The organism is Streptomyces sp. W1SF4, from assembly GCF_003950035.1.
GTDB lineage: Bacteria > Actinomycetota > Actinomycetes > Streptomycetales > Streptomycetaceae > Streptomyces > Streptomyces racemochromogenes.
In genome coordinates this window covers 4,528,529-4,549,830 of the sequence record NZ_CP034350.1, presented here as the reverse complement: position 1 = coordinate 4,549,830, position 21,302 = coordinate 4,528,529, and the positions used below count along the sequence as shown (strand labels likewise).

16 protein-coding genes and 1 pseudogene are annotated in these 21,302 nt (G+C 73.0%); 6 read left to right on the top strand and 11 right to left on the bottom strand.

What is annotated here, in order from left to right; all coding sequences use genetic code 11:
• Positions 1–42 precede the first annotated feature (42 nt).
• A complete protein-coding gene (locus D1J60_RS21345) occupies positions 43–1,572 on the top strand; it encodes a M23 family metallopeptidase (protein ID WP_125822161.1) in 1,530 nt (509 codons plus the stop codon).
• 49 nt (positions 1,573–1,621) lie between these two features.
• Here the strand turns inward: D1J60_RS21345 and pcrA are convergent, their stop codons facing one another.
• Positions 1,622–4,099, bottom strand: coding sequence for a DNA helicase PcrA (gene pcrA / locus D1J60_RS21340; protein ID WP_125822160.1), 2,478 nt, complete (start codon positions 4,097–4,099; stop codon positions 1,622–1,624).
• A 187-nt stretch (positions 4,100–4,286) separates the two neighbouring features.
• Between pcrA and D1J60_RS21335 the strand changes: the two genes are divergently transcribed.
• Positions 4,287–4,643 carry a hypothetical protein gene (locus tag D1J60_RS21335; RefSeq protein WP_125822159.1) on the top strand — a complete coding sequence of 119 codons (357 nt, stop codon included), beginning with the start codon at positions 4,287–4,289 and terminating at the stop codon, positions 4,641–4,643.
• Positions 4,644–4,782: 139 nt separating this feature from the next.
• Complete coding sequence (locus D1J60_RS21330) at positions 4,783–5,838, top strand: C40 family peptidase (protein WP_125822158.1); 1,056 nt, start codon at positions 4,783–4,785, stop codon at positions 5,836–5,838.
• A 6-nt stretch (positions 5,839–5,844) separates the two neighbouring features.
• On the opposite strand, the gene D1J60_RS21325 is transcribed toward D1J60_RS21330, so the two are convergent.
• From D1J60_RS21325 to D1J60_RS21315, 3 genes are all read right to left on the bottom strand, one after another.
• Positions 5,845–6,957, bottom strand: a complete 1,113-nt coding sequence (locus tag D1J60_RS21325) for an alpha/beta hydrolase-fold protein (RefSeq protein ID WP_241253349.1) — start codon at positions 6,955–6,957, stop codon at positions 5,845–5,847.
• A gap of 163 nt (positions 6,958–7,120) precedes the next feature.
• The gene (locus tag D1J60_RS21320) at positions 7,121–7,816 is read right to left on the bottom strand and encodes a response regulator transcription factor (RefSeq protein WP_125595870.1); all 696 of its coding nucleotides are present in this window, start codon (positions 7,814–7,816) and stop codon (positions 7,121–7,123) included.
• On the bottom strand, positions 7,813–9,105 hold the full coding sequence (locus D1J60_RS21315) for an ATP-binding protein (RefSeq protein WP_125595867.1): 1,293 nt from the start codon (positions 9,103–9,105) through the stop codon (positions 7,813–7,815). Before D1J60_RS21315 ends, D1J60_RS21320 begins: the two co-directional genes overlap by 4 nt.
• Before the next feature lie 131 nt (positions 9,106–9,236).
• Between D1J60_RS21315 and D1J60_RS21310 the strand changes: the two genes are divergently transcribed.
• Both D1J60_RS21310 and D1J60_RS21305 read left to right on the top strand, forming a co-directional pair.
• Positions 9,237–10,532, top strand: a complete 1,296-nt coding sequence (locus D1J60_RS21310; protein ID WP_125822157.1) for a PspC domain-containing protein — start codon at positions 9,237–9,239, stop codon at positions 10,530–10,532.
• Positions 10,519–10,743 (top strand): hypothetical protein, encoded by a 225-nt coding sequence (locus D1J60_RS21305; protein WP_125595861.1) that lies wholly within the window; start codon positions 10,519–10,521, stop codon positions 10,741–10,743. Before D1J60_RS21310 ends, D1J60_RS21305 begins: the two co-directional genes overlap by 14 nt.
• Here the strand turns inward: D1J60_RS21305 and D1J60_RS21300 are convergent.
• The 4 genes from D1J60_RS21300 to guaA form a co-directional block, all read right to left on the bottom strand.
• Positions 10,707–11,198: a DoxX family protein gene (locus D1J60_RS21300; protein ID WP_125595858.1), complete on the bottom strand. Its 492-nt coding sequence runs from the start codon at positions 11,196–11,198 to the stop codon at positions 10,707–10,709. The two genes, D1J60_RS21305 and D1J60_RS21300, sit on opposite strands and share 37 nt — an antisense overlap.
• Positions 11,199–11,217: 19 nt before the next feature.
• Positions 11,218–12,474, bottom strand: coding sequence for a hypothetical protein (locus tag D1J60_RS21295; protein WP_206436552.1), 1,257 nt, complete (start codon positions 12,472–12,474; stop codon positions 11,218–11,220).
• A gap of 102 nt (positions 12,475–12,576) precedes the next feature.
• Positions 12,577–13,377 (bottom strand): class II aldolase/adducin family protein, encoded by an 801-nt coding sequence (locus D1J60_RS21290; RefSeq protein WP_125822155.1) that lies wholly within the window; start codon positions 13,375–13,377, stop codon positions 12,577–12,579.
• A 107-nt stretch (positions 13,378–13,484) separates the two neighbouring features.
• A complete protein-coding gene (guaA, locus tag D1J60_RS21285; protein ID WP_125595849.1) occupies positions 13,485–15,077 on the bottom strand; it encodes a glutamine-hydrolyzing GMP synthase in 1,593 nt (530 codons plus the stop codon).
• Between the two features lie 379 nt (positions 15,078–15,456).
• On the opposite strand from guaA, the pseudogene D1J60_RS21280 reads away from it, so the two are divergent.
• Positions 15,457–15,723: pseudogene (locus D1J60_RS21280) on the top strand (chorismate mutase); the annotation flags it as partial.
• 274 nt (positions 15,724–15,997) lie between these two features.
• Here the strand turns inward: D1J60_RS21280 and D1J60_RS21275 are convergent.
• The 3 genes from D1J60_RS21275 to D1J60_RS21265 all read right to left on the bottom strand — a co-directional run bounded on the left by D1J60_RS21275 (position 15,998) and on the right by D1J60_RS21265 (position 21,236).
• Positions 15,998–17,614 (bottom strand): hypothetical protein, encoded by a 1,617-nt coding sequence (locus tag D1J60_RS21275; RefSeq protein WP_125822153.1) that lies wholly within the window; start codon positions 17,612–17,614, stop codon positions 15,998–16,000.
• Between the two features lie 181 nt (positions 17,615–17,795).
• Entirely contained in the window at positions 17,796–19,595 is a 1,800-nt protein-coding gene (locus D1J60_RS21270) for a GMC family oxidoreductase (RefSeq protein ID WP_125822152.1), read from the bottom strand.
• A 9-nt stretch (positions 19,596–19,604) separates the two neighbouring features.
• Positions 19,605–21,236 carry a succinic semialdehyde dehydrogenase gene (locus D1J60_RS21265; protein WP_125822151.1) on the bottom strand — a complete coding sequence of 544 codons (1,632 nt, stop codon included), beginning with the start codon at positions 21,234–21,236 and terminating at the stop codon, positions 19,605–19,607.
• Between the last annotated feature and the right edge of the window lie 66 nt (positions 21,237–21,302).

Sequence of the window (21,302 nt, the reverse complement as noted above, 5' to 3'; positions counted from 1 at the left end):
CCCGGCCACCCAGGCCCCACTGCCGAGGCGAAAGAGAAGTTGGTGAACGACCGCCCGACGTCGGGCCAGTACCCCGATTTCGGGTACGACGGCCTTTCCACCACCACTTTCGCTGGTGACCAGGCATATGCGTCCTATGAAACGCAGGGCCAGGGGTACCAGTTCGTCACGGACTACGCCGCTCCCGGCAGTTACGGAACGTACGACGCGTACGGGACGTACCCGGCCGCGGGCGACACCGGCTCGTACGACACCACCGGGTGGTCCGCTCCGGAGAGTTACCTCTCGAGCGTCCCGGCCCAGACCGTCCCCGAGGACACCACGGGCCAGTACGACGCGAGCGCCTGGAACACCGCGACCGCCGAGTACCAGCCTGCCCCCCTCGGCTACGACTCCGCCGGCACGGAGCAGACCGGGCACTGGACCCTCCCCGGCTACGGCCAGGACACCGGCACCTACGACGCCACCGCCTGGAACGGCGGCGCGGCCGACGCGGCCGCGGGTCCCGGTTACGAGGCCACGACCGTCGTCCCCGTGTTCACAGAGACCGCCGCGGCCGGGGACCCCCACGAGTCCGACGCCTTCGCGGACGCCGGCCCGTACGCGGACGCCGACCCGTACGCCGACGAGGAGACCTCCGTCTTCGAGCCCGTGGCCGTCGCGGCCGACGAGGAGCCGGAACTCACCGCCGGCCCCGTGCACGACATGCCCACGCAGGCCATGCCCGTCACCCCGGCCGCCGCCGGACCCCGCGCCGGCCGCCGGGCCACCGGCAAGAGCGGCTCGGGCCGGAACGCCGCGGCCAAGGGCGGCGGCAGCGCCACCGCCGGCAGCCGCCGCCGCACCCCGGCCAAACGGTCCGCCCTGCTGACGGTGGCCGTGCCCTCCGCGTGCGTGATGGGCGTCGCGGGCGTCGCCGCCGCCTCCGTCGGCGGACTCACCGGCTCCGACAAGCCGGCCGGGGAAACGACCACGATGGCCGCCCCCGACCCGTCCTCGGTGAAGCCGGTCGAGGCGAACAACAAGCTCGACACGCAGCTGGCGGCGCTCAGCGCCGACGCGGGCGACTTCGCGGACCGCGCGAGCCGCACGCAGGAGCGCATCGACCTCAAGCAGCGCCAGGAAGAAGAGAAGAAGAAGCGGGCCGAGGAGGCGGCGGCCAAGGAGGCGGCCCGCCCCAAGTTCGCGGTGCCCGTCGCCCAGCACGGCCTGAGCGCCATGTTCGGCCAGGCCGGCGGCATGTGGATGTCCGTGCACACCGGCATCGACTTCCCCGTCGGCTACGGCACCCCCGTCATGGCCGCCACCGACGGCACCATGCGCACCCAGTGGAACAGCGCCTACGGCAACATGGCCATCCTGACCTCCCCCGACGGCACCGAGACCTGGTACTGCCACCTGAGCAGCACCAAGATCCGGTCCGGGCAGGTCAAGGCCGGCGACGTCATCGCGTACTCCGGCAACTCCGGCAACTCCACCGGCCCGCACCTGCACTTCGAGGTACGGCCCGGCGGCGGCTCCGCCGTCGACCCCCTGGCCTGGCTGCGCAGCCACGGCCTGGACCCGAGCTGAACCGACGGCGACCGACGGCCGGGGCACCGAGGCCCCGGCCCCGCGGCTCCTACAGCTTCTGCACCGGCGCGTAGCGCAGCAGCAGCCGCTTCGGCTTGGCGTCCCCGAAGTCGATGGTGGCCTGCGCGTCCGCGCCGGCCCCCCGGACCTCCATGACGGTGCCCAGACCGAACTGGTCGTGGGTGACCCGGTCCCCGACGGCCAGCGCGATGACCGGCTTGTCGGCGGCCCGGCGCGTGGCGAAGCCGGACGGACCCGACTTGGTGCGCGAGGAGGACAGGAACGACTCGGGCGAGGTCCCGAAGGAGGCCTTCCCGGAGGACGATCCGTACCCGGAACCGCGCACCGGCCCCGCCGGCTTCTGCGCGGCGCCCGTGCGCTTCCACTGGAGGTACTCGGCCGGGATCTCCTCCAGGAACCGCGAGGGCGGGTTGTACGAGGGCGTCCCCCACGCGCTGCGCATGCTGGATCGGGTCAGGTACAGCCGCTCGCGGGCCCGGGTGATGCCCACGTAGGCGAGGCGGCGTTCCTCCTCCAGCTCCTTGGTCTGGCCGAGGGCGCGCATGTGCGGGAAGACGCCGTCCTCCATGCCGGTCAGGAAGACGACCGGGAACTCCAGGCCCTTGGCGGTGTGCAGGGTCATCAGCGTGATGACGCCCGAGCCCTCGGTGTCCTCGTCCGGGATCTGGTCGGAGTCGGCGACGAGCGCGACCTGCTCCAGGAACTCGGCCAGCGTTCCCGGGTTCTCCTCGTCCCGCGCCTGCTCGAACTCCAGGGCCACGGCCGCGAGCTCCTGGAGGTTCTCGATCCGGGTCTCGTCCTGCGGGTCGGTCGACGCCTGGAGCTCGGCGAGGTACCCGGTGCGCTCCAGTACGGCCTCCAGCACCACGGCCGGGCCGGCGCCGGAGTCGGCGATCGTGCGCAGCTCCTCCATCAGCAAGTTGAACCGCTTGACGGCGTTGGTGGAGCGGGCGGCCATGCCGAAGGCCTCGTCGACGCGGCGCAGCGCCTGCGGGAAGGTGATCTTCTCGCGCATGGCGAGCGCGTCGATCATCGCCTCGGCGCGCTCGCCGATGCCGCGCTTGGGGACGTTCAGGATGCGGCGGAGCGGGACGTTGTCCTCGGGGTTGGCGAGGACGCGCAGGTAGGCCAGGATGTCCCGGACCTCCTTGCGCTCGTAGAAGCGGACGCCGCCGACGACCTTGTACGGGAGCCCGACGCGGATGAAGATCTCCTCGAACACGCGCGACTGGGCGTTGGTCCGGTAGAAGATCGCGACGTCGCCGGCCTTGGCGTCGCCGGCGTCGGTGAGCCGGTCGATCTCGTCGGCGACGAACTGGGCCTCGTCGTGCTCGGTGTCGGCGACGTAGCCGGTGATGACGGCGCCGGTGCCGGCCTGGGTCCACAGGTTCTTGGCGCGGCGGTTCTCGTTGCGCTCGATGACCGCGTTGGCCGCGGAGAGGATCGTCTGCGTGGAGCGGTAGTTCTGTTCCAGCAGGATCGTCGTCGCGTCCTTGTAGTCCTCCTCGAACTGGAGGATGTTGCGGATCGTCGCGCCGCGGAAGGCGTAGATCGACTGGTCGGCGTCACCCACCACGCACAGCTCGGCGGGCGGCAGGTCCGGGTAGCCGGGGCCGACCAGCTCGCGCACCAGCGTGTACTGGGCGTGGTTGGTGTCCTGGTACTCGTCGACCAGCACGTGCCGGAAGCGGCGCCGGTAGTGCTCGGCGACGTCCGGGAAGGCCTGGAGGAGGTGGACCGTGGTCATGATGATGTCGTCGAAGTCGAGCGCGTTGGCCTCGCGCAGCCGCCCCTGGTACATCGCGTACGCCTGGGCGAGCGTCTTCTCGAAGCCGTCGGCCGCCTGCGCGGCGAAGGCGTCCTCGTCGATCAGCTCGTTCTTCAGGTTCGAGATCTTGGCGTTGAAGGACTTGGGCGGGAACTTCTTCGGGTCCAGGTCCAGGTCCCGGCAGACGAGCGCCATCAGGCGCTTGGAGTCGGCCGCGTCGTAGATCGAGAACGAGGAGGTGAAGCCGAGCCGCTTCGACTCGCGGCGCAGGATGCGCACGCAGGCGCTGTGGAAGGTGGACACCCACATGGCGTTCGCGCGGGGGCCGACGAGGCCCTCGACGCGTTCCTTCATCTCGCCGGCGGCCTTGTTGGTGAAGGTGATCGCCAGGATCTGGCCGGGGTGGACGTTCCGCGCGGACAGCAGGTGGCCGATGCGGTGGGTGAGCACCCGGGTCTTGCCGGAGCCGGCGCCGGCCACGATGAGCAGCGGCGAGCCGGCGTGCACCACGGCGGCGGCCTGCTGCTCGTTCAGCCCGTCCAGGAGCGTCGCCGGGTCGATGACGGGGCGCGGGGCGCCGTCCCGGTAGTACGCGTCCCCGCTCATGGGCACGTCGAAGGCGCCCCCGAAGAGGTCGTCCGCGCCGTGCTCGGGCTCGGGGTGCTCCTCGGGCGGCGGAGGGACCTCGTCGGAGGGGGTGAGGTCGGCCAGGAAGCTGTCGTCAAAGAGGCTGCTCATCGCCTTCCGAGTTTAGGGGCCCGGACCGACAGCCGGTCCCGCCCCCGGAGAAATCACGGAAACCGGCGCGCTACCCGGGGTAATGTGCCGGTCACCCGGCGGCCTGCCGGCCCCGGCCCCCCACCCCGGAGGGGGTGGCCGCACACCGCCGTCGGGGGCCCCGGAGCCGCCCCGTACGCTCGGGCGCATGACTGTCCTCACCAACGTCTTCGTCGGCCTGCACATCATCGGCATCGCCTCGCTCCTCGGCGGGTTCCTGACCCAGATGAAGGCGATGGGCGCCGGCACGGCGCGTTTCGTGCCCGCGATGCTGCACGGCGCGCTGACCATGCTCGTCACCGGTGTGCTGCTGGTGGGCTTCCGCGAGATGGGCGACGGCGCGCCGCTCAACCACGTCAAGATCGGCGTGAAGCTGGCGATCCTGTTCGTGATCCTCGCCCTCGTGTACGTCAAGCGGGACGAGGAGCACGTGGAGAAGGGTCTCTTCGCGGCGGTCGGCGGCCTGACCGTGGCCAACATCTTTATCGCCGTCCTCTGGCACTGACCGGTCCGGCTCGGTCCGGTCCCGGTCGGAGGAAGCCACTTCCGATCATCTCGTCATCTGCCCGTGACCTTCGGGTTTAGCGTCCTCCCCCGAGACCTCCCCCAGACCTGCGGGACGAGCGGAAGGACGTGAGGCCCCCGTGGCCAGTCATCGAAAGCCCAGGCAGCGCCCGTTCTCCGGCGGCACGGCACGGACCGCCGCCACCCTCGCCCTCGCGGGCGCTGCCACCGCCACCGCCTTCGAAGGCACCTCGCACGCCGAGCCGCAGCTCAGCCCCGCCCAGGTCAGGGCGGAGGTCGACCGGCTCTACGGGGAGGCCGAGGCGGCGACGGAGAAGTACAACGGGGCGAAGGCCGAGTCGGACGAGGCCGAGCGGGCGCTGACCGGCCTGCGCGAGGAGACCGCCCGCAAGGCGGACCGGCTGAACGCCGCCCGCAGCGCGCTCGGTTCGCTCGCCGCCTCCCAGTACCGCAGCGGCGGCCTGGGCCCCGCCCTCCAGCTGGCCATGGCCGCCGACCCGCAGGACTACCTGGACCGGGCCGGCATGCTCACCCGGGCCGGCGACCGCACCGCATCCGAGGTGGCCGCCGTCAAACGCGGCCTCGACGAGGTCGGGCGGCTGCGCGACCAGGCCGCCGGCCGGCTGGCGGACCTGCGCGCCCACCAGCACGAGCTCGCCCGGCAGAAGGCCGTCGTCGAGGACCGGCTCGCCACCGCCCGGCAGCTGCTGGCCCGGCTGACCGCCGAGGAACGGGCCGCCTACGAGGCGCAGTCGGGCACCGCCGCCTCCGTCGGGGCCGACCCCGTGAGCGCCCCCCACACCGCGCCCCCGGCGGCGGCCGGCAGCTCGCGCGCCGCGCGTGCGGTGGCCTTCGCGTACGGGGCGATCGGCCGGCCGTACGTCTGGGGCGCGACGGGACCGGGCTCGTACGACTGCTCCGGCCTGACGCAGGCCGCGTGGCGCGCGGCCGGGGTGTCCCTGCCCCGCACCACCTACACGCAGATCAACGCGGGCCGGCGGGTCTCCCGGGACCAGCTGGCCCCCGGCGACCTGGTCTTCTTCTACTCCGGGGTCACGCACGTCGGCATGTACGTCGGCAACGGCCAGATGATCCACGCCCCGCGCCCCGGCTCCACGGTCCGGCTGGCACCGGTCGACTCGATGCCCTGGGCCGGCGCCTCCCGCCCGGCGTGACCCCCGTTACGGCGCCTTGACCTGCTGGCTGAGCCACCCGAAGGTCTGCGGCAGCTGCTTCGACCACGCCTCCAGGTTGTGCCCGCCGGTGATCTTCTCGGCGTGCACGGTGGTCGGGTTCTGCGCGAGGGCCTTGAGGTCGGTCCCGGACAGGTAGCCGTCGTGCTCGGCGCCCGACATCCACAGCGCGACCGCCGGCGGCGCGGGCTGTGCCTTGAGGAGTTCCTTCAGGTTGTGGGTGCGGCGCAGCTCCGGGTCCTTGGCCACCAGCGAGCTGGGCTCCTGGCCGGGGTCGTTGTAGCCGGACAGGGAGACGGCGGCGCTGTAGCGGTCGGGGTGCAGGATCGCCAGCTTGGCGGCGCAGTACGCGCCGGCCGAGTAGCCGGCGACGCCCCAGGTGCGGGCCTCGTCGGAGGCGCGGAAGTTGTCGGTGACCATCTTGCGGACGTCGACGCTGAACCAGCTGTCGGCGTTGACCTTGCCGGGGATGTTGGCGCAGCCGGTGTCGCCGTTGCCGAGGAGCATGGCGCGCGGGGAGACCAGGATGAAGGGCTGGACCTTGCCCTCCTTCATCAGCGGCTCCAGCACCTCGTGCGCCTTGAGCCCCTGGAACCAGGACTTGCCCGTGCCGGGTATGCCCGGGATCAGCTCGACGACCGGGAACTTCCTGTCCTTGTACGCGGGGTCGTCGTACTGCGGCGGCAGCCACACCATGACGTCGCCCTTGACGCCGGAGATCCTGCCGTCGAGCTCGGTCTTCCTCACCCGCCCGCCGAGGCCCTCGACCGCCGTGAACTCCTGGCGGACCTTGGGCTCCTCCTTGACCTGCTCGGCCTTCTTGCCGCCCATTCCGTCGGGGCCGAGGTCGGGGGCGGCCTGGACGTACTTCCCGGTGCCCATCAGGTCGGCCCAGGAGACGTAGAAGTTCATCTCCCGGTTGACCGCGACGAAGACCAGGGCGACGGCGGTGACCTGGGCGAAGAGCAGCATCGCGGCGCGGGTGGCGACACGTGCGGCGGCGGGGCCGCGCACCTTGCTCCACACGGCCAGCGGCAGCACGACGGCGGTCACGGTCAGGGCGGCCGCCGTCGCGAAGAGGGGGGTCCCGGTCAGGCTCATCACGCCACCCAAGACCCGCCGCGCCGTCTTCCGGTTGCCCTCCCCCGCTGCGGCGTGGATCACACCCAGGGGTCCGGCCCCGGGGCGTCATCGCCGGTTCATCCGCAGGTCAGACCAGTCAGACCAGTCAGGCCGGTCGGACCAGTCAGGCCGGTCGGACCGGTCAGACCAGTCGCCGGGCCGTCGCCCAACGGGTCAGCTCGTGCCGGTTGGAGAGCTGGAGCTTGCGGAGCACCGCCGAGACGTGCGACTCCACCGTCTTCACCGAGATGAACAGCTGCTTGGCGATCTCCTTGTACGCGTACCCGCGCGCGATCAGCCGCAGCACCTCGCGCTCGCGCTGGGTGAGCCGGTCCAGGTCCTCGTCGACCGGCGGGGCGTCGGTCGAGGCGAAGGCGTCCAGCACGAAGCCGGCCAGGCGGGGCGAGAACACCGCGTCCCCGTCCTGGACCCGGAAGACGGAGTCCACCAGGTCGGTGCCGGTGATGGTCTTGGTGACGTAGCCGCGCGCGCCGCCGCGGATGACGCCGATGACGTCCTCTGCGGCGTCCGACACCGACAGCGCCAGGAACCGCACCGGGTTCTCGGCGGCCGCCATCAGCGGGGCGCAGCGGCGCAGCACCTCGACGCCGCCGCCACCGGGCAGGTGCACGTCGAGGAGGACCACCTCGGGGCGGGTGGCGGTGATGACGGTGACGGCCTGGTCCACGTCGGCGGCCTCGCCGACGACCTCGACGCCGGTCCGGGCGGTCTCGCCGATCTCGGCCTGCACCCCGGTGCGGAACATCCGGTGGTCGTCGACGAGGACCACCCGGACCCTCCTGCCCGCTCCGTCCGTGGTCGCGTTGTCCTCGGTCATGCTGTCTTCGCCGCCCTCTCCATCTCCAGCTCGACTACCGTGCCGCCGTCGGGCGCGGACCGCAGCATGGCGGTCCCCCCGTTGCGCTGCATCCGGCCGATGATCGATTCTCGTACGCCCATGCGGTCGTCCGGTACCGCTTCCATGTCGAAGCCCGGTCCGCGGTCCCGTACGGACACGAAGACCGTCTGTCCCTCGACCTCCGCGTACACCTGGACGGGCCCCTCGCCACCGTACTTGGCGGCGTTGACCATCGCCTCGCGCGCGGCCTGGATCTGGGCGCCGAGCTTCTCGTCGAGCGGGCAGTCGCCGACGACGACCACCTCGATCGGGACTCCGTGGTGGTCCTCCACGTCGGCGGCGGTCTTCTTCACGGCCTCGGCGAGGGTGGCGGGCTCCTCGGCCTCGTCCTTGCCGGTGCCCTCGGGCTTGTAGAGCCAGTTGCGCAGCTCCCGCTCCTGGGCGCGGGCGAGGCGGCGGACCTCGCCGACGTCCTCGGCGTTGCGCTGGATCAGGGTGAGGGTGTGCAGCACCGAGTCGTGGACGTGGGCGGCGACCTCGGCGCGTTCCTGGGCGCGGATGCGCATCAGGCGCTCCTCGGACAGGTCCTGGGTCATCCGGATCAGCCAGGGCCCGGCGAGCAGGGCTATGCCGACGAGGACGGCGAGGACGGCGGTGAGGAGGTTGCCGAGCTGGGCCGCGGAGCCCCGTACGACGATGAACACGGTCAGGCCGACGCCGACGAGGACGACGCCGGCGAGTGCCCGACCCGCCTGGAACAGCCGCTTCTGGCGGTCGTCGGCGGCGCTCCAGTGGGCGCGGCGGGCGTTGTCGGCCTGCCGCCAGACGAGGACGACGCCGGCCCCGACGAGCAGGGTGGGCCAGATGTAGCGGCCGTTCTCGCCGCCGAAGCGCAGCTGGGAGAAGAAGATGCCCGCGCCCACGGCCAGGGCGATCAGGCCGGAGACCGCCCCCTTGTCGGGCTTGCGCACCCGGCGGGTGCCGTCGGCGAGGGTCTCGAAGAAGGAGTGGTGCCCGGTCTTGCCGCCCTGGCCGAGCGGTACGAAGACCCAGAAGGCCGCGTAGAGCAGCACACCGAGCCCGTCTCCGAACATGAACATGCCGAGGAAGGCGAGCCGGACCCAGATCACGGGCAGGCCCAGGTGGCCTGCGAGGCCGCGCGCGACCCCGCCGAGCATCCGGCCGTCGGCGCTGCGGTAGAGCCTGCGCTGCGGGACGTCCTCCGGGTCGGGTGCGTGCGGTGTACGTGGAGCGGCGGCAACGGGCATGCCACCAAGGGTCACACGCCCGGGCGCGGCCGGGCATCAGGGCATCCCCCCAGTTCCACAGGGGGGATATCAGGGTTGCGCCAGGGTAGGGCCCGGTGCCGGGGGGCCGCACCGCCCGTCACCATGGACCCATGACCGACGTACAAGACGCCCCGCCCGGGGATCCCGGGGCGCCGGCCCCCGCCGAGCGGCCCCCGCTGCGCCGCAGCAAGCGCGACAAGGTCCTCGCGGGCGTGTGCGGCGGCCTCGGCCGGTACTTCGACCTGGACCCGGTGGTCTTCCGGATCGTGCTCGGGGTGCTCGCCGTCACCGGCGGCGTCGGCCTGATCTTCTACGGCTTCGCGTGGCTGCTGCTGCCCCTGGAGGGCGAGGAGGACAGCGAGGGCAAGCGGCTGCTGACGGGCCGGGTCGAGGGCGCCACCCTCACCGCCGTGTTCAGCGCCCTGGTGGGGTGCGCGCTGTTCCTGTCGATGCTGGACAACGGGGTGATGGGGGCCTTCTCGGTCCTGGTGATCCTGGCGGTCGGCGGCGCCTCCTACTGGTCCCGGCGCCACCGCACCGCCGCCGCCCCCGAGGTGCGGGCCCCGGCCGCGCACCGCCCGGCGCCGCCGGAGACGCAGGCGCCGCCGGTGCCGGGCAGCCCCTCCTGGTGGCGGGACCCGCTGGTCAAGGACGGCACCACGGGCCCGGTCGGCTCGGCCGGCTACCTCTGGGGCCCCGACGACGGCGACTCGGGCCCGGAGCGGCCGGGCACCGCCCCGCGGGAGCCCCGGCGCGGGGCGCCCGTGCGGCCGCGCGGCGGGATCGGCGGCCGGGTGTTCGTACTGGCCCTGCTGGCGGGGGGCATCGGTACCGCTTCGGTGTGGGAGGGCAGCACCCTCGGGCACGCCCTGCAGGTGGGGCTCGCGTCCGCGCTCGCGGTCTTCGGGCTGGGTCTGGCCGTCAGCTCCGTCAAGGGCCGCACCGGTTTCGGCACGGTGCTGCTCGGCCTGCTCACCGCCGTGCTGCTCGCGGGTGCGGTGGCCATGCCGCGCGAGATCGGCACCGACTGGCGGGACGTGGCCTGGCGCCCGGCGGCGGTGGCCGACGTACGTCCCGCGTACGAGGCGGGGACGGGGCTGGCGACCTTGGACCTGAGCCGCCTGGACGTGCCCAAGGGCGCGACCGTGGCCGTCCGCGCCTCCATCGACGCGGGCCGGCTGAAGGTGGTCCTCCCCCGGGAGGTCACCGCGAAGGCCCACGTGTCGATCCGGCTCGGCGACATCGAGCTGCCCGGGGACGGCGGCCCCGGCATCCGGATCAGGAACGACGGGGAGGACCGGCGGGCGACCCTGCCCCCGGCCGCCGGCACCGAGGCCGGCGGGACGATCGAGCTGCGCCTGGAGGCGGGCGTGGGACAGGTGGAGGTGGCCCGTGCGGCGTCATGAGTTCCAGCCGGGACGGCTGCTGGCGGGGCTGGTCCTGACCGCCGCGGGCGTGCTCTACCTGCTCGACGCGGCGGGCGAGACGGACGTGCCCTGGTTCCTGGTGGTCCCGTTCGCGGTGGGCGGGCTGGTGCTGTCCGCCCTGGTCGGGATGGTCACGTACGCCGTGCGCCGGGATCAGCGCGACCGGATCATCGAGTCGAAGGACCAGTAGGGCGCCCCCGCGAGGACCAGCGGGGTCCAGGCCATCAGGTACGCCAGGTCGTTGCCGTAGTAGTACGGGGTCACCGCCCAGGAGACGGTGAGCCACAGGCTGAGCGAGATCAGCAGTCCGCCGGCGGCGGCGAGCCGGGTCAGCACCCCGGCGAGCACGCCGAGACCGACGAGGAGCTCCCCGATGGCGATGGCCACGCCGAAGCCGACGGGGGCCTTCAGCGCCAGGTCCACCAGGGCGGGGATCGCGGAGGTGTCGCGCACCCCGCGCATCATCTCGCCGATCGAGCCGCTGCCGGTCTCCGCGAGGAAGCCCGCGGCCGTCAGCTTGTCGATGCCTGCGTAGACGAAGGTCACGCCGAGGAAGATCCGCAGCGGGAAGAGCGCGTAGCGGGTGGCCAGCTCCTTGAGCGGGGTGGTCGTCCGCTGCCCGGATGGGGCGTCAGTTCGGGTCACGCCCCCATGTCTACCCCCTTCACTCGGCCACGTCGATGACGCAGCGGTTGGATTCCACCCCCGCCGCCGTGACCACCTGGACCTCGACCCGGCCCGGCTCGACCTCCGCGGGCACCGGGACGGTGAGCACCGCGTCCGAGGGGTTGGTGAACCCGCCCGCCACCGGGACCAGCGGCACGTGCACGTGGACCGCCCCGACCCGTACGACCAGCCGGGCCAGCATCTCCGGGGTCCGCGCGCCGGGCGGCACGAAGCCGACGCCGCGGATCTCGATGTCGTCGCCGGGCCGGACGGCCGCGTCGATGTCACCGGGTTCGCGCCTGCGCACCACCGACAGCACCAGCGGCCGGCTGCCCTCGGCGTACTTCGCGGCCAGGTACACCGCCGCCGACAGCGCCACCAGCAGGGCCAGCGCCCACGGCAGCTGCGGCAGCCGGTCGGGGAAGCGGGCCAGCGACACCGCCGCGTAGGCCAGCACCACGGTGGAGACGAGCACGTACTGCGCGTCGGGGAAGCTGCCGCGGCCGTCGTCGTCCGTCAGCAGGTCCACCCCGCGCGGCCGGTCCGCCGGCAGCTTCTGCAGCCGCTGCCCCATGATCCGTACGGAGACCACCCGCCGCACCAGCACCGCCACCGCCGAGGTCAGCGCGACCACCGACAGCAGCGGCAGCGCCCGCTCCAGCGCGAACCCCTGGTACAGGGCCTCGCGCTCGGGGCCGGGCGAGGAGGCGGCCAGCCGCAGCGCGGGCAGCAGCGCGGCGAACGCCGTCAGCACCAGCCAGGCGCTCGGCACCGCCTTCGACGTCGACAGCCGGTTGTCCTCCCCCACGACCGGCGCCAGCAGCCCGCCGCGCAGCGACTGGGCGCGGGCGGCGACGGTGAGCAGCCCGGCGAGCGCCAGCGCGGCCAGCAGCCCGGCGGTGCGGGCGGTGGACCAGCCCGTGCCGAGCGCGGTGCCGACCTGCACCAGCAGCAGTATCCCGGCGGCGATCCACAGGGTGAGGACGGCCCGCCGGGAGAACAGGTACAGCCAGGAGTTCCCGGCCTCCCGGCCCCGGTCGGCGACCGTGCGGGCGGACAGGGTCAGCTCGTCGGAGACCCACTGGCGGGAGGCGCCGAGGGAGTGGGCCACCGCGGCCGGCACCCCTTGCCCGGCGGCGAACTCGTCCCGTTTCTCCAGGAACGCGGCGACCGCTCTGCGGTGCCCCTCCCGTGCGCAGTCGTCGCAGGCGCAGACGGCGGTATGGGTACTCCGGGACATCTCTTGGACAGCCACGCGCGTGCCGCCTCTCTGAACTACGGTGCGATGCCAGCGAATTGTGCACCACTGCGGCAGTGCTCCGGATTGCGCACGATGTCAGAGCAGGTGATTAACGGTTCATGATGTTGACGCCAGGTCCTCGACGGTCTGCCACAGCGGCTGGTAGCTCACCCACGCGGCGAGATCGCCGCCGAACCGCTCCCGGGTGGCCACGGCCGCACGGTGGTCGACGGGCACCGGTTTCCCGGCCGCCCGCGCGATCAGCTGCACCTGCGCGGCCCGCTCCGCCGCGATGAACCACCAGGCGGCCGCGTCCACCGAGCCGCCGACCGTCAGCAGCCCCTGGTTGCGCAGGATCAGCGCCTTGTAGGGGCCGAGGGCGCGGGCGACCCGCGACGGGTCGGCGACGCCGCCGCCGGGGTACTCGTCCATCAGCGCGTGGTCCTCGTAGAAGGCGCAGGCCTCCTGGGTGACGGGGGCCAGCAGCTCGCCGAGGCAGGCCAGCGCCCTGCCGTACGGGGCCTGCGCGCGGACCACGGCGACCGCGTCGGGCCGGGCCCGGTGCACGGCGGCGTGCACGGCGAAGGCCAGCTCGTTGAGCCGCCGGCCGCCCTCCAGCACCCGCCCGTCCCCGTCGGCCAGCAGCAGGTCCCCCGGCCGCAGCCCCGCGAAGGCCCGGCCGAAGGGGTTCACCCAGTAGCAGTCCCCGAACTCGGGGTCCCGCGCGGTGACGTGCCCCGAGACCCCGTCCTCGTACCCGAGGCGCCCCAGCAGCCGCAGCGCCCCGGCGAGCCGCTCCTTGCGGTGGGCGCGCTCCCGGGCCGGGTCCCCGAACACCGGGGGCATCTCGAAGGCCAGCCGGTCCACCGGCACGGGTACGGGCTGGTCCGGCATGGCTGTCCCCTCCTGCTGGATCACGGTCGCGGCGCAAGGTACCGGCGCGTCCGCCAACAGGCCATAGGAACGGCGAAGCCGCCGCCCCCGTGAAGGGGAGCGGCGGCTGCGTCAGGCAACGCGGGCGGGGACTACTCCCACTCGATGGTGCCCGGGGGCTTGCTCGTGCAGTCCAGGACCACGCGGTTCACGTCCGGCACCTCGTTGGTGATGCGGGTCGAGATCCGGGCGAGCACCTCGTACGGCATGCGCGTCCAGTCCGCGGTCATCGCGTCCTCGGAGGAGACGGGGCGCAGCACGATCGGGTGGCCGTAGGTGCGGCCGTCGCCCTGCACGCCCACGCTGCGGACGTCCGCGAGGAGGACGACCGGGCACTGCCAGATCTCGCGGTCGAGACCGGCGGCGGTGAGCTCGTGGCGGGCGATGGCGTCGGCCTCGCGCAGCAGGTCCAGGCGCTCCTTGGTGACCTCGCCGACGATGCGGATGCCCAGGCCGGGGCCGGGGAAGGGCTGGCGCTGGACGATCTCCTCGGGCAGGCCGAGCTCCTGGCCGACCATCCGGACCTCGTCCTTGAACAGCTGGCGCAGCGGCTCGACGAGCTCGAACTCGATGTCGTCGGGGAGGCCGCCCACGTTGTGGTGGGACTTGATGTTGGCGGTGCCGGTGCCGCCGCCGGACTCCACGACGTCCGGGTACAGGGTGCCCTGGACCAGGAACGCGACCGCCGGGCCGTCCTCCTGGAGGATCTCCAGCTGGGCCTGCTCGAAGACGCGGATGAACTCGCGGCCGATGATCTTGCGCTTGGTCTCCGGGTCGGAGACGCCGGCCAGCGCGGTCAGGAAGCGCTCCTGCGCGTCGACGACCTTCAGCTGCACGCCGGTGGCCGCGACGAAGTCCTTCTCGACCTGCTCGGTCTCGCCCTTGCGCATCAGGCCGTGGTCGACGTACACGCAGGTCAGCTGGGAGCCGATGGCCTTCTGGACGAGGGCCGCGGCGACCGCGGAGTCCACGCCGCCGGACAGGCCGCAGATGGCGCGCTTGTCGCCGACCTGCGCCTTGATCGCCGCGATCTGCTCCTCGACGATGTTGCCGGTGGTCCAGGTGGGCTTCAGGCCCGCGCCCCGGTAGAGGAAGTGCTCCAGGACCTGCTGGCCGTGCGTGGAGTGCATCACCTCGGGGTGGTACTGCACGCCGTACAGCTTCTGCTCGTCGTTCTCGAAGGCCGCGACCGGGACGACGTTCGTCGACGCGGTGACGGTGAAGCCCTCGGGGGCGGCGGAGCAGGCGTCGCCGTGGGACATCCACACCGACTGGTGCTCGGGGGTGCCCTCGAACAGCGTCGAGCCGGGCTTGCTGACGGACAGCGGGGTGCGGCCGTACTCGCGCGCACCGGTGTTGTCGACGGTGCCGCCGAGGGTCGTCGCCATCAGCTGGAAGCCGTAGCACATGCCGAAGACGGGGACGCCGGAGCCGAAGAGGGCCTCGGCGTCGTCCAGGCGCGGGGCGCCCTCCTCGTACACGGAGGACGGGCCGCCGGAGAGGATGATCGCCTTGGGGTCCTTGGCGAGCATCTCGGCCACGGGCATCGTGCTGGGCACGATCTCGCTGTAGACGCGGGCCTCGCGGACGCGGCGGGCGATGAGCTGGGCGTACTGCGCGCCGAAGTCGACGACGAGGACCGTGTCCGGGGCGCTGTCGTGGGCGGCGGAGGGTGCTTCTGGCACGGGACGGCCTTCCGGCGGAAAGAGGTGGCTGTTTTGTCGATTCTACCGGTGGCGCCGACCGCCGGTTTGTCGCACCATCCGAGGCCCACGTCACGCCCGGGGCGCTCCGGCGTCCGGGGCCCGTCCCACCGCCGGGGCGTCTCAGCATCCGGGCCGGGTTGGCCGGGGCGCGGGCCGGGGGCCATAATCCACACCATGCGCAAGCAGCTGAGCTTCCTCTTTACCTATGGCACCGGCCGGTCCGGTCGCCATGGGTCCGCGTGATGCTCGCCTGAGCCGCTGACTTCCCAGAGCGCCCCGGTCCGACAGGACCGGGGCGCTCTGGCGTTTCCGCTCCTGTCGGGCCACTCCACCGCCCACCACCCACCACAGGAGAAACGCCATGACCACTGTCACCACCACCCCCGAGCAGCTGATCGCCGGCTCCCGCGAGCGCATCGACGCCCTCGACGACCGGATCATCGGGCTGATCCAGGAGCGGATGGCCGTGTCGGCCGTCATCCAGGAGGCCCGGATCGGCGCGGGCGGCCGGCGGGTGCACCTGTCGCGCGAGATGGAGGTGCTCTCCCATTGGAGCGATGCCCTCGGCAAGCCCGGGACCGCCCTCGCGATGACCCTGCTGGAGCTGTGCCGGGGCCGCGTCTGACCGCACGGGCGCCCGTTCGTCACCCGTCCGGACCGTGACCGGGCCGGGAGCCCTTCGTTGGTCGGGGTGTCCGTGCCAGCCAGGCGCGGGACGCGGCAGCACCACGCGTGGCTCCACGGGAGCGATGAGACGCGACGCCCGACGGCGCGCGTCGTGGGACCTCGCTCCCCTCGCGTGACCGGACGGCAGGGGACAGCAGCCCGGTCACCCCATGAGGACGGCCGGCCCGGGGGACGCCCCGGGCCGGCCGTTCGTCGTTCCGTCTCCCGCAGGCCTACGCGTGCGCCCCGCCGCTGCTCCGGCGGCGGAAGGACAGGTACAGCGCGGCGCCGACGGCGAACAGCCCGGCACCGGCGAGGCCGACCAGTCCGGCCGTGCTGCCGGTGGAGGCCAGCGGGCCGCCGCCGCTGCGGCCGCCCGCGGCCGCCGAGGCGTTGTTGCCCGTGGTGGAACCGGTGCTGCTCCCCGCGGAGGGCGAGGCGCTCTTGGACGCGCTCGGCGAGGCGCTGCCGGAGCCGGAGGGGCTCGGCGACTTGGTCGGGGTGACCGTCGGGTTCGCCGTGAAGGCGGCCTGGTTGTTGGTCAGCACCTCGTCGAAGGCGTGCCGGGTGAGCTCGCCCTTGGCGTCGAGGGTGCCGACGGTGATGGCGCCCTTGGCGTCCTTGACCGCCTTCTCGATCTTCAGCTCGAAGGGGAACTCCAGCTTCTCCTTCTCCAGCACGGACGTCCCGGTGGCGCAGCGGTACTGCGTCGGCTGGACGGCGCGGCAGGCCGCCGGGGCCGTGAGGACCTTGACGCCCGTCGGGAGCACCACGTCGACCAGGGCCGCGGGGCCGGTGCCGGTGACCCAGGCGGGACCGTTGTTGCGTGCGGCGACGACGGCCTTGACCGTCGCCCCCGCGGCGCCCTTGACGGTGAGGGGGTCGGCCGCGAAGTCGGCGGTGTTCTTCACCGTGAGGTCGGCCGTGCGCTTGTTGTCGACCGGGTTCAGGTCGGGGGCGCGCAGCGGGGCGGGGGCGGCCTCGGCCTTCTTGCGGGCGGTCAGCTTCCGTCCCGCGGCGGCCGCGGTGTCGGCCGCGCCGGGCCGCTTGGCGTCAGCCGCCTTCTGCGGCTCACCGAGCGGGTAGATGCCGTAGCCGAACCGCTCGTTGAGGGCGTTCGCGCCGGCCTTGAGGTGCAGGGGGCTGTCGCCGGCCAGCTCGTAGGTGGCCTTGGCCTCGAACTCCCCCTCGACGGTGCAGACGACGGTGGTCGAGGCGCGGGTGGTGCGGTAGGCGCAGTTGTCGTAGCGCTCCGGGAGCTCCAGGCCGTGCGTGGCCTCCAGTTCGAGGATGACGCCCTTCGCCGACTGCGTGCCCTCGTTGCGGAACGCGAGGGGCAGGGCCTGGCTCTCGCCGGGCTTCGGGTCCTTCTTGAGGCCCAGGTCCCGCATGACCAGGTCGGGTCCGCCGACCGACACGACGGTCGCGGCGGGGGTGATGGTGGCCCCGGCGGCCGTGCCGGTCACCGTCAGCACGCCCGAGACGCCGTCCTTGGCGTCCTTCACCGCGACGGCCTCCAGGTCCACGCCCGCGTGCGGACCTTTGTCCTTGCAGACGAGCGTGGTGCCCTTGTCCTCGCACTTCTTGGCACCCGCCGCCTCCTTCACGGACGCGATGCCGACGAGCTTGGTCAGGTCGACGGTGAGAGTGGACTCGCCGGCGAAGGTGTCGGCGTCGAGCAGTCCGAAGTGCAGGGCCACCGGCTGCGGGCCGCCCTGCCGAAGGGCGAGGGCGGCCGGGCCGCCCAGTCGGAAAACGGGGTCCGCCGATTCGGCGGCCATCGCGGTGGGGGTGGCCAGCCCCACGGCCACCAGGCCGCACGCGGCCAGCAGGGAGATGCGCTGTCTCATGCCCCCCTTGACCCCCGGACCGCCGCCCCGGTTGCACTGTTCCCCGTGTGACCGACACCACAGCTTGCCGCAAAGGATTCCGGTACAACCTTTTTCGGCAACCGCCTGTCCACTCTTGTGCTGCGGCGGGTACCGCGCTCGGAGGGGGAGCGCGGTACCCGCCGCGGCTGTCTTCCCGGGGTCAGCGCTCCGGTTCCGGTTGCCTGGGCGGGATTTCGGGGACCGCGAGGAACGGCAGCCGCAGCGCGCCGAACGCCTCCTTGGGCACGGCCGGACTGACCGGCTCCACCGCCTCCAGCCGCCGGTACGCCTCCCCCTGCGCGGGCCGCCGGTCCGCCTCGCCCTTGTTGGGCCAGTACGACATGGCCCGCTCGGCCTGCGCGGTGATGGTCAGCGACGGGTTGACGCCGAGGTTGGCGGAGACCGCCGAGCCGTCGACCACCGAGATGCCCGGGTGCCCGTACAGCCGGTGGTACGGGTCCACCACGCCCTCCTCCGGGGAGGCGCCGATGGGGCAGCCGCCGAGGAAGTGCGCGGTCAGCGGGGTGCCCATCAGCTCGCCGACGTTGCTGCCGGGGAATCCGTTGATCTCCTCGGCGAGCAGCGTCGCGGCCTCGGTGGCCTCGGCGATCTGCACCGGGTTGGGCGCCCCGTGGCCCTGGCGGGCCGTCAGCAGGCCCTTGCCCAGCCCGCCGGGTTTGCGGTACGTGGTCAGGGAGTTGTCCAGGGACTGCATGACCAGGCCGATGATGGTCCGCTCCGACCAGCGGCGGTTCGACAGGGAGCGCAGCAGCTGCACCGGGTGGGTGGCGGTGCGGGCGAACCAGGCCCGGACCCGGTGCCTGGCGTGGGGCACCTGGAGGATCGTCATGAACCCCATGGCGTTCGAGCCCTTGCCGTAGCGGACGGGCTCGATGTGGGTGTCGGCGTTGGGGTGCACGGAGGAGGTGATGGCCACGCCGCGGGTGAAGTCCGCCCGGGCCCCGGGGCCGTGCCTCCTGCGGTAGCGGCGGTCGTCGGTCTGGGCGCCGACCAGGCCCTCGGAGTTGGTCCGGGTGAGGTCGCCGAGCCGGGCCGAGATCCGGGGGAGCTCGCCGAGGTCCTTCATGGTGTGCAGCAGCGTCTGGGTGCCGTACGTGCCCGCGGCGACGACCACGTACCGGGCGCGCAGCACCTGCGCCCGGCCCCTGCGGCGGTCGGAGGTGGGGACGACGCGGACCCGGTGGCCGCCGTCGGGGTGCTCGGAGAGGGCGGTGACGGTGGTCATGGGGCGGATCTCGGCGCCGGCCTTCTCGGCGAGGTACAGGTAGTTCTCGCCCAGGGTGTTCTTCGCGCCGTGCCGGCAGCCGGTCATGCACTCGCCGCATTCGGTGCAGGCCCTGCGGGCGGGTCCGGCGCCGCCGAAGTAGGGGTCGGGTACCTCCTGGCCCGGGCGGACCTCCGGCTGTCCCGCGGCGTCCTGGCCGTCGCCGAAGAAGACGCCGACCGGGGCCATGTGGAAGGAGTCGCCGACGCCCATCTTCTCGGCGACGGCCTTCAGGTGGACGTCGGAGGGGGTGAGCGTCGGGTTGAGCCGGACGCCGAGCATCCGCTGGGCCTGCTCGTAGTAGGGGGCGAGTTCCGCGCGCCAGTCGGTGATGGAGGCCCACTGGCGGTCCTCGAAGAACGCGGCGGGCGGCACGTACAGGGTGTTGGCGTAGTTGAGCGAGCCGCCGCCGACGCCGGCGCCGGCCAACACCATCACGTTGCCGAGCAGGTGGATGCGCTGGATGCCGTACAGCCCGAGGGCGGGCGCCCACAGGTAGTTGCGCAGGTCCCAGCTGTTGCGGGGCAGGTCCTGGCGGGTGAAGCGGCGTCCTGCCTCCAGGACGCCGACCCGGTAGCCCTTCTCGGTCAGGCGCAGCGCCGAGACCGACCCGCCGAAGCCCGATCCGATGACGATGACGTCGTAGTCGTACGCAGAGTCGCTGTCGTGCGGCACGGGTTCCCCTTAGCGCAGTCGGAGGGCCTTGAGGACCTTGAGGCTGCTCGTCATGAAGCGGGCGTACTGCTCGTCGTCCATGCCGAGCGAGGGGGCCATCGGGAGCAGCCGCTGGTGGGCGACGGTCTGGGCCTCGGTGTACTTGAGGATGCCCTCGGAGCCGTGGCGGCGGCCGAGGCCGGATTCCTTCATGCCGCCCATGGGGGCCTGGGCGCTGCCGTAGGCGGGGGCGTAGCCGTCGTTGATGTTGACGGTGCCGGTGCGCAGGCGGGCGGCGACGGCGTGGCCGCGCCGGGCGTCCTTGGTCCAGACGCTGGAGTTGAGGCCGTAGGGGGTGGCGTTGGCCTGGGCGACGGCCTCGTCCTCGTCGGTGAACCGGTAGATCGAGACGACCGGACCGAAGGTCTCCTCGGAGCAGACGGACATGGGGGCCTCGACCCCGTCGAGGATGGTGGGCTCGTAGAAGAGCGGGCCGATGTCGGGGCGGGCGGTGCCGCCGGCGACGAGGGTGGCGCCCTTGGCGACGGCCTCGTCCACGTGCCGCCGCACGGTCTCCAGCTGGCGTTCGCCGACGAGGGAGCCCATGTCGGCGCCGTAGGCGAGGGAGGCGCCGAGCCGCATGGCCCTGGTGCGGGCGGCGAAGCGCTCGACGAAGGCGTCGGCGATGGAGGCGTGGACGTAGAGCCGCTCGATGGAGATGCAGAGCTGGCCGGCGGAGGAGAAGCAGGCGCGGACGGCTCCGGCGGCCGCCTTCTCGACGTCGGCGTCGTGCAGGACGAGCATCGCGTTCTTGCCGCCGAGTTCGAGGGAGACGCCCACCAGGCGGGCGGCCGCGCCCTGGGCGACCTCGCGGCCGGTGCGGGTGGAGCCGGTGAAGGAGACGTAGTCGGCGTGCCGGACCACCTCGGGGCCGACGACGGGGCCGTCGCCGAGGACGACCTGGAAGACCTCGGCGGGCAGTCCGGCCTCGATGAGCAGGTCGCGGGCCCACAGGGCGGTCAGCGCGGTCTCGGTGTCGGGCTTCATGACGACGGCGTTGCCGGAGACGAAGGCGGGCAGGGCGTCGCCGACGGAGAGCTCGAGGGGGTAGTTCCAGGGGGCGATCTGGCCGACGACCCCGCGCGGCTGGCGCAGCTCGGTGACCTTGGTGAGGGTCGGTATGGCGCCGGTGTGGCCCTTGGGCCGCAGGTACGAGGGGGCCTTGCGGCCGTAGTGGCGGGCGGCGACGGCGACGGCCTGGACCTCTTCGTGGGCGTGCAGGCGGGCCTTGCCGGTCTCCAGCTGGATGAGGTCGAGGACCTCGGACTGGCGGGCGAGGACGAGGTCGTGGAAGCGCAGCAGGACGGCGGCCCGCCTGCGTACGGGGACGGCGGCCCAGGCGGGCTGGGCGGCGCGGGCCTTCGCGAAGGCGGTGGCCACGTCCTCGGGGGTGGCCTCGGGCAGGTCGGCCAGCTCGGCCCCGGTGAAGGGGGTGTGGTTGGCGGTCCGGCCGGAGCCGATCACTCCGCGGGTGAGCCGGGTGACCAGGGCGGGGGTCACCACGTCGGCGGCGGTGCGGGCGCCTGCGGGGGCCGGGGCGACCGGGTTGGTGGGCTGCGGTGCGGAGCGGAGGGTGGCGGCGGGGGCCTGCGAGTCCGTCATGGCCGTGAGCGTATTGGGCGGGCGGGCCTTTGGGTACCCGTGGGTAACCGGATTTTGCCAAATCTG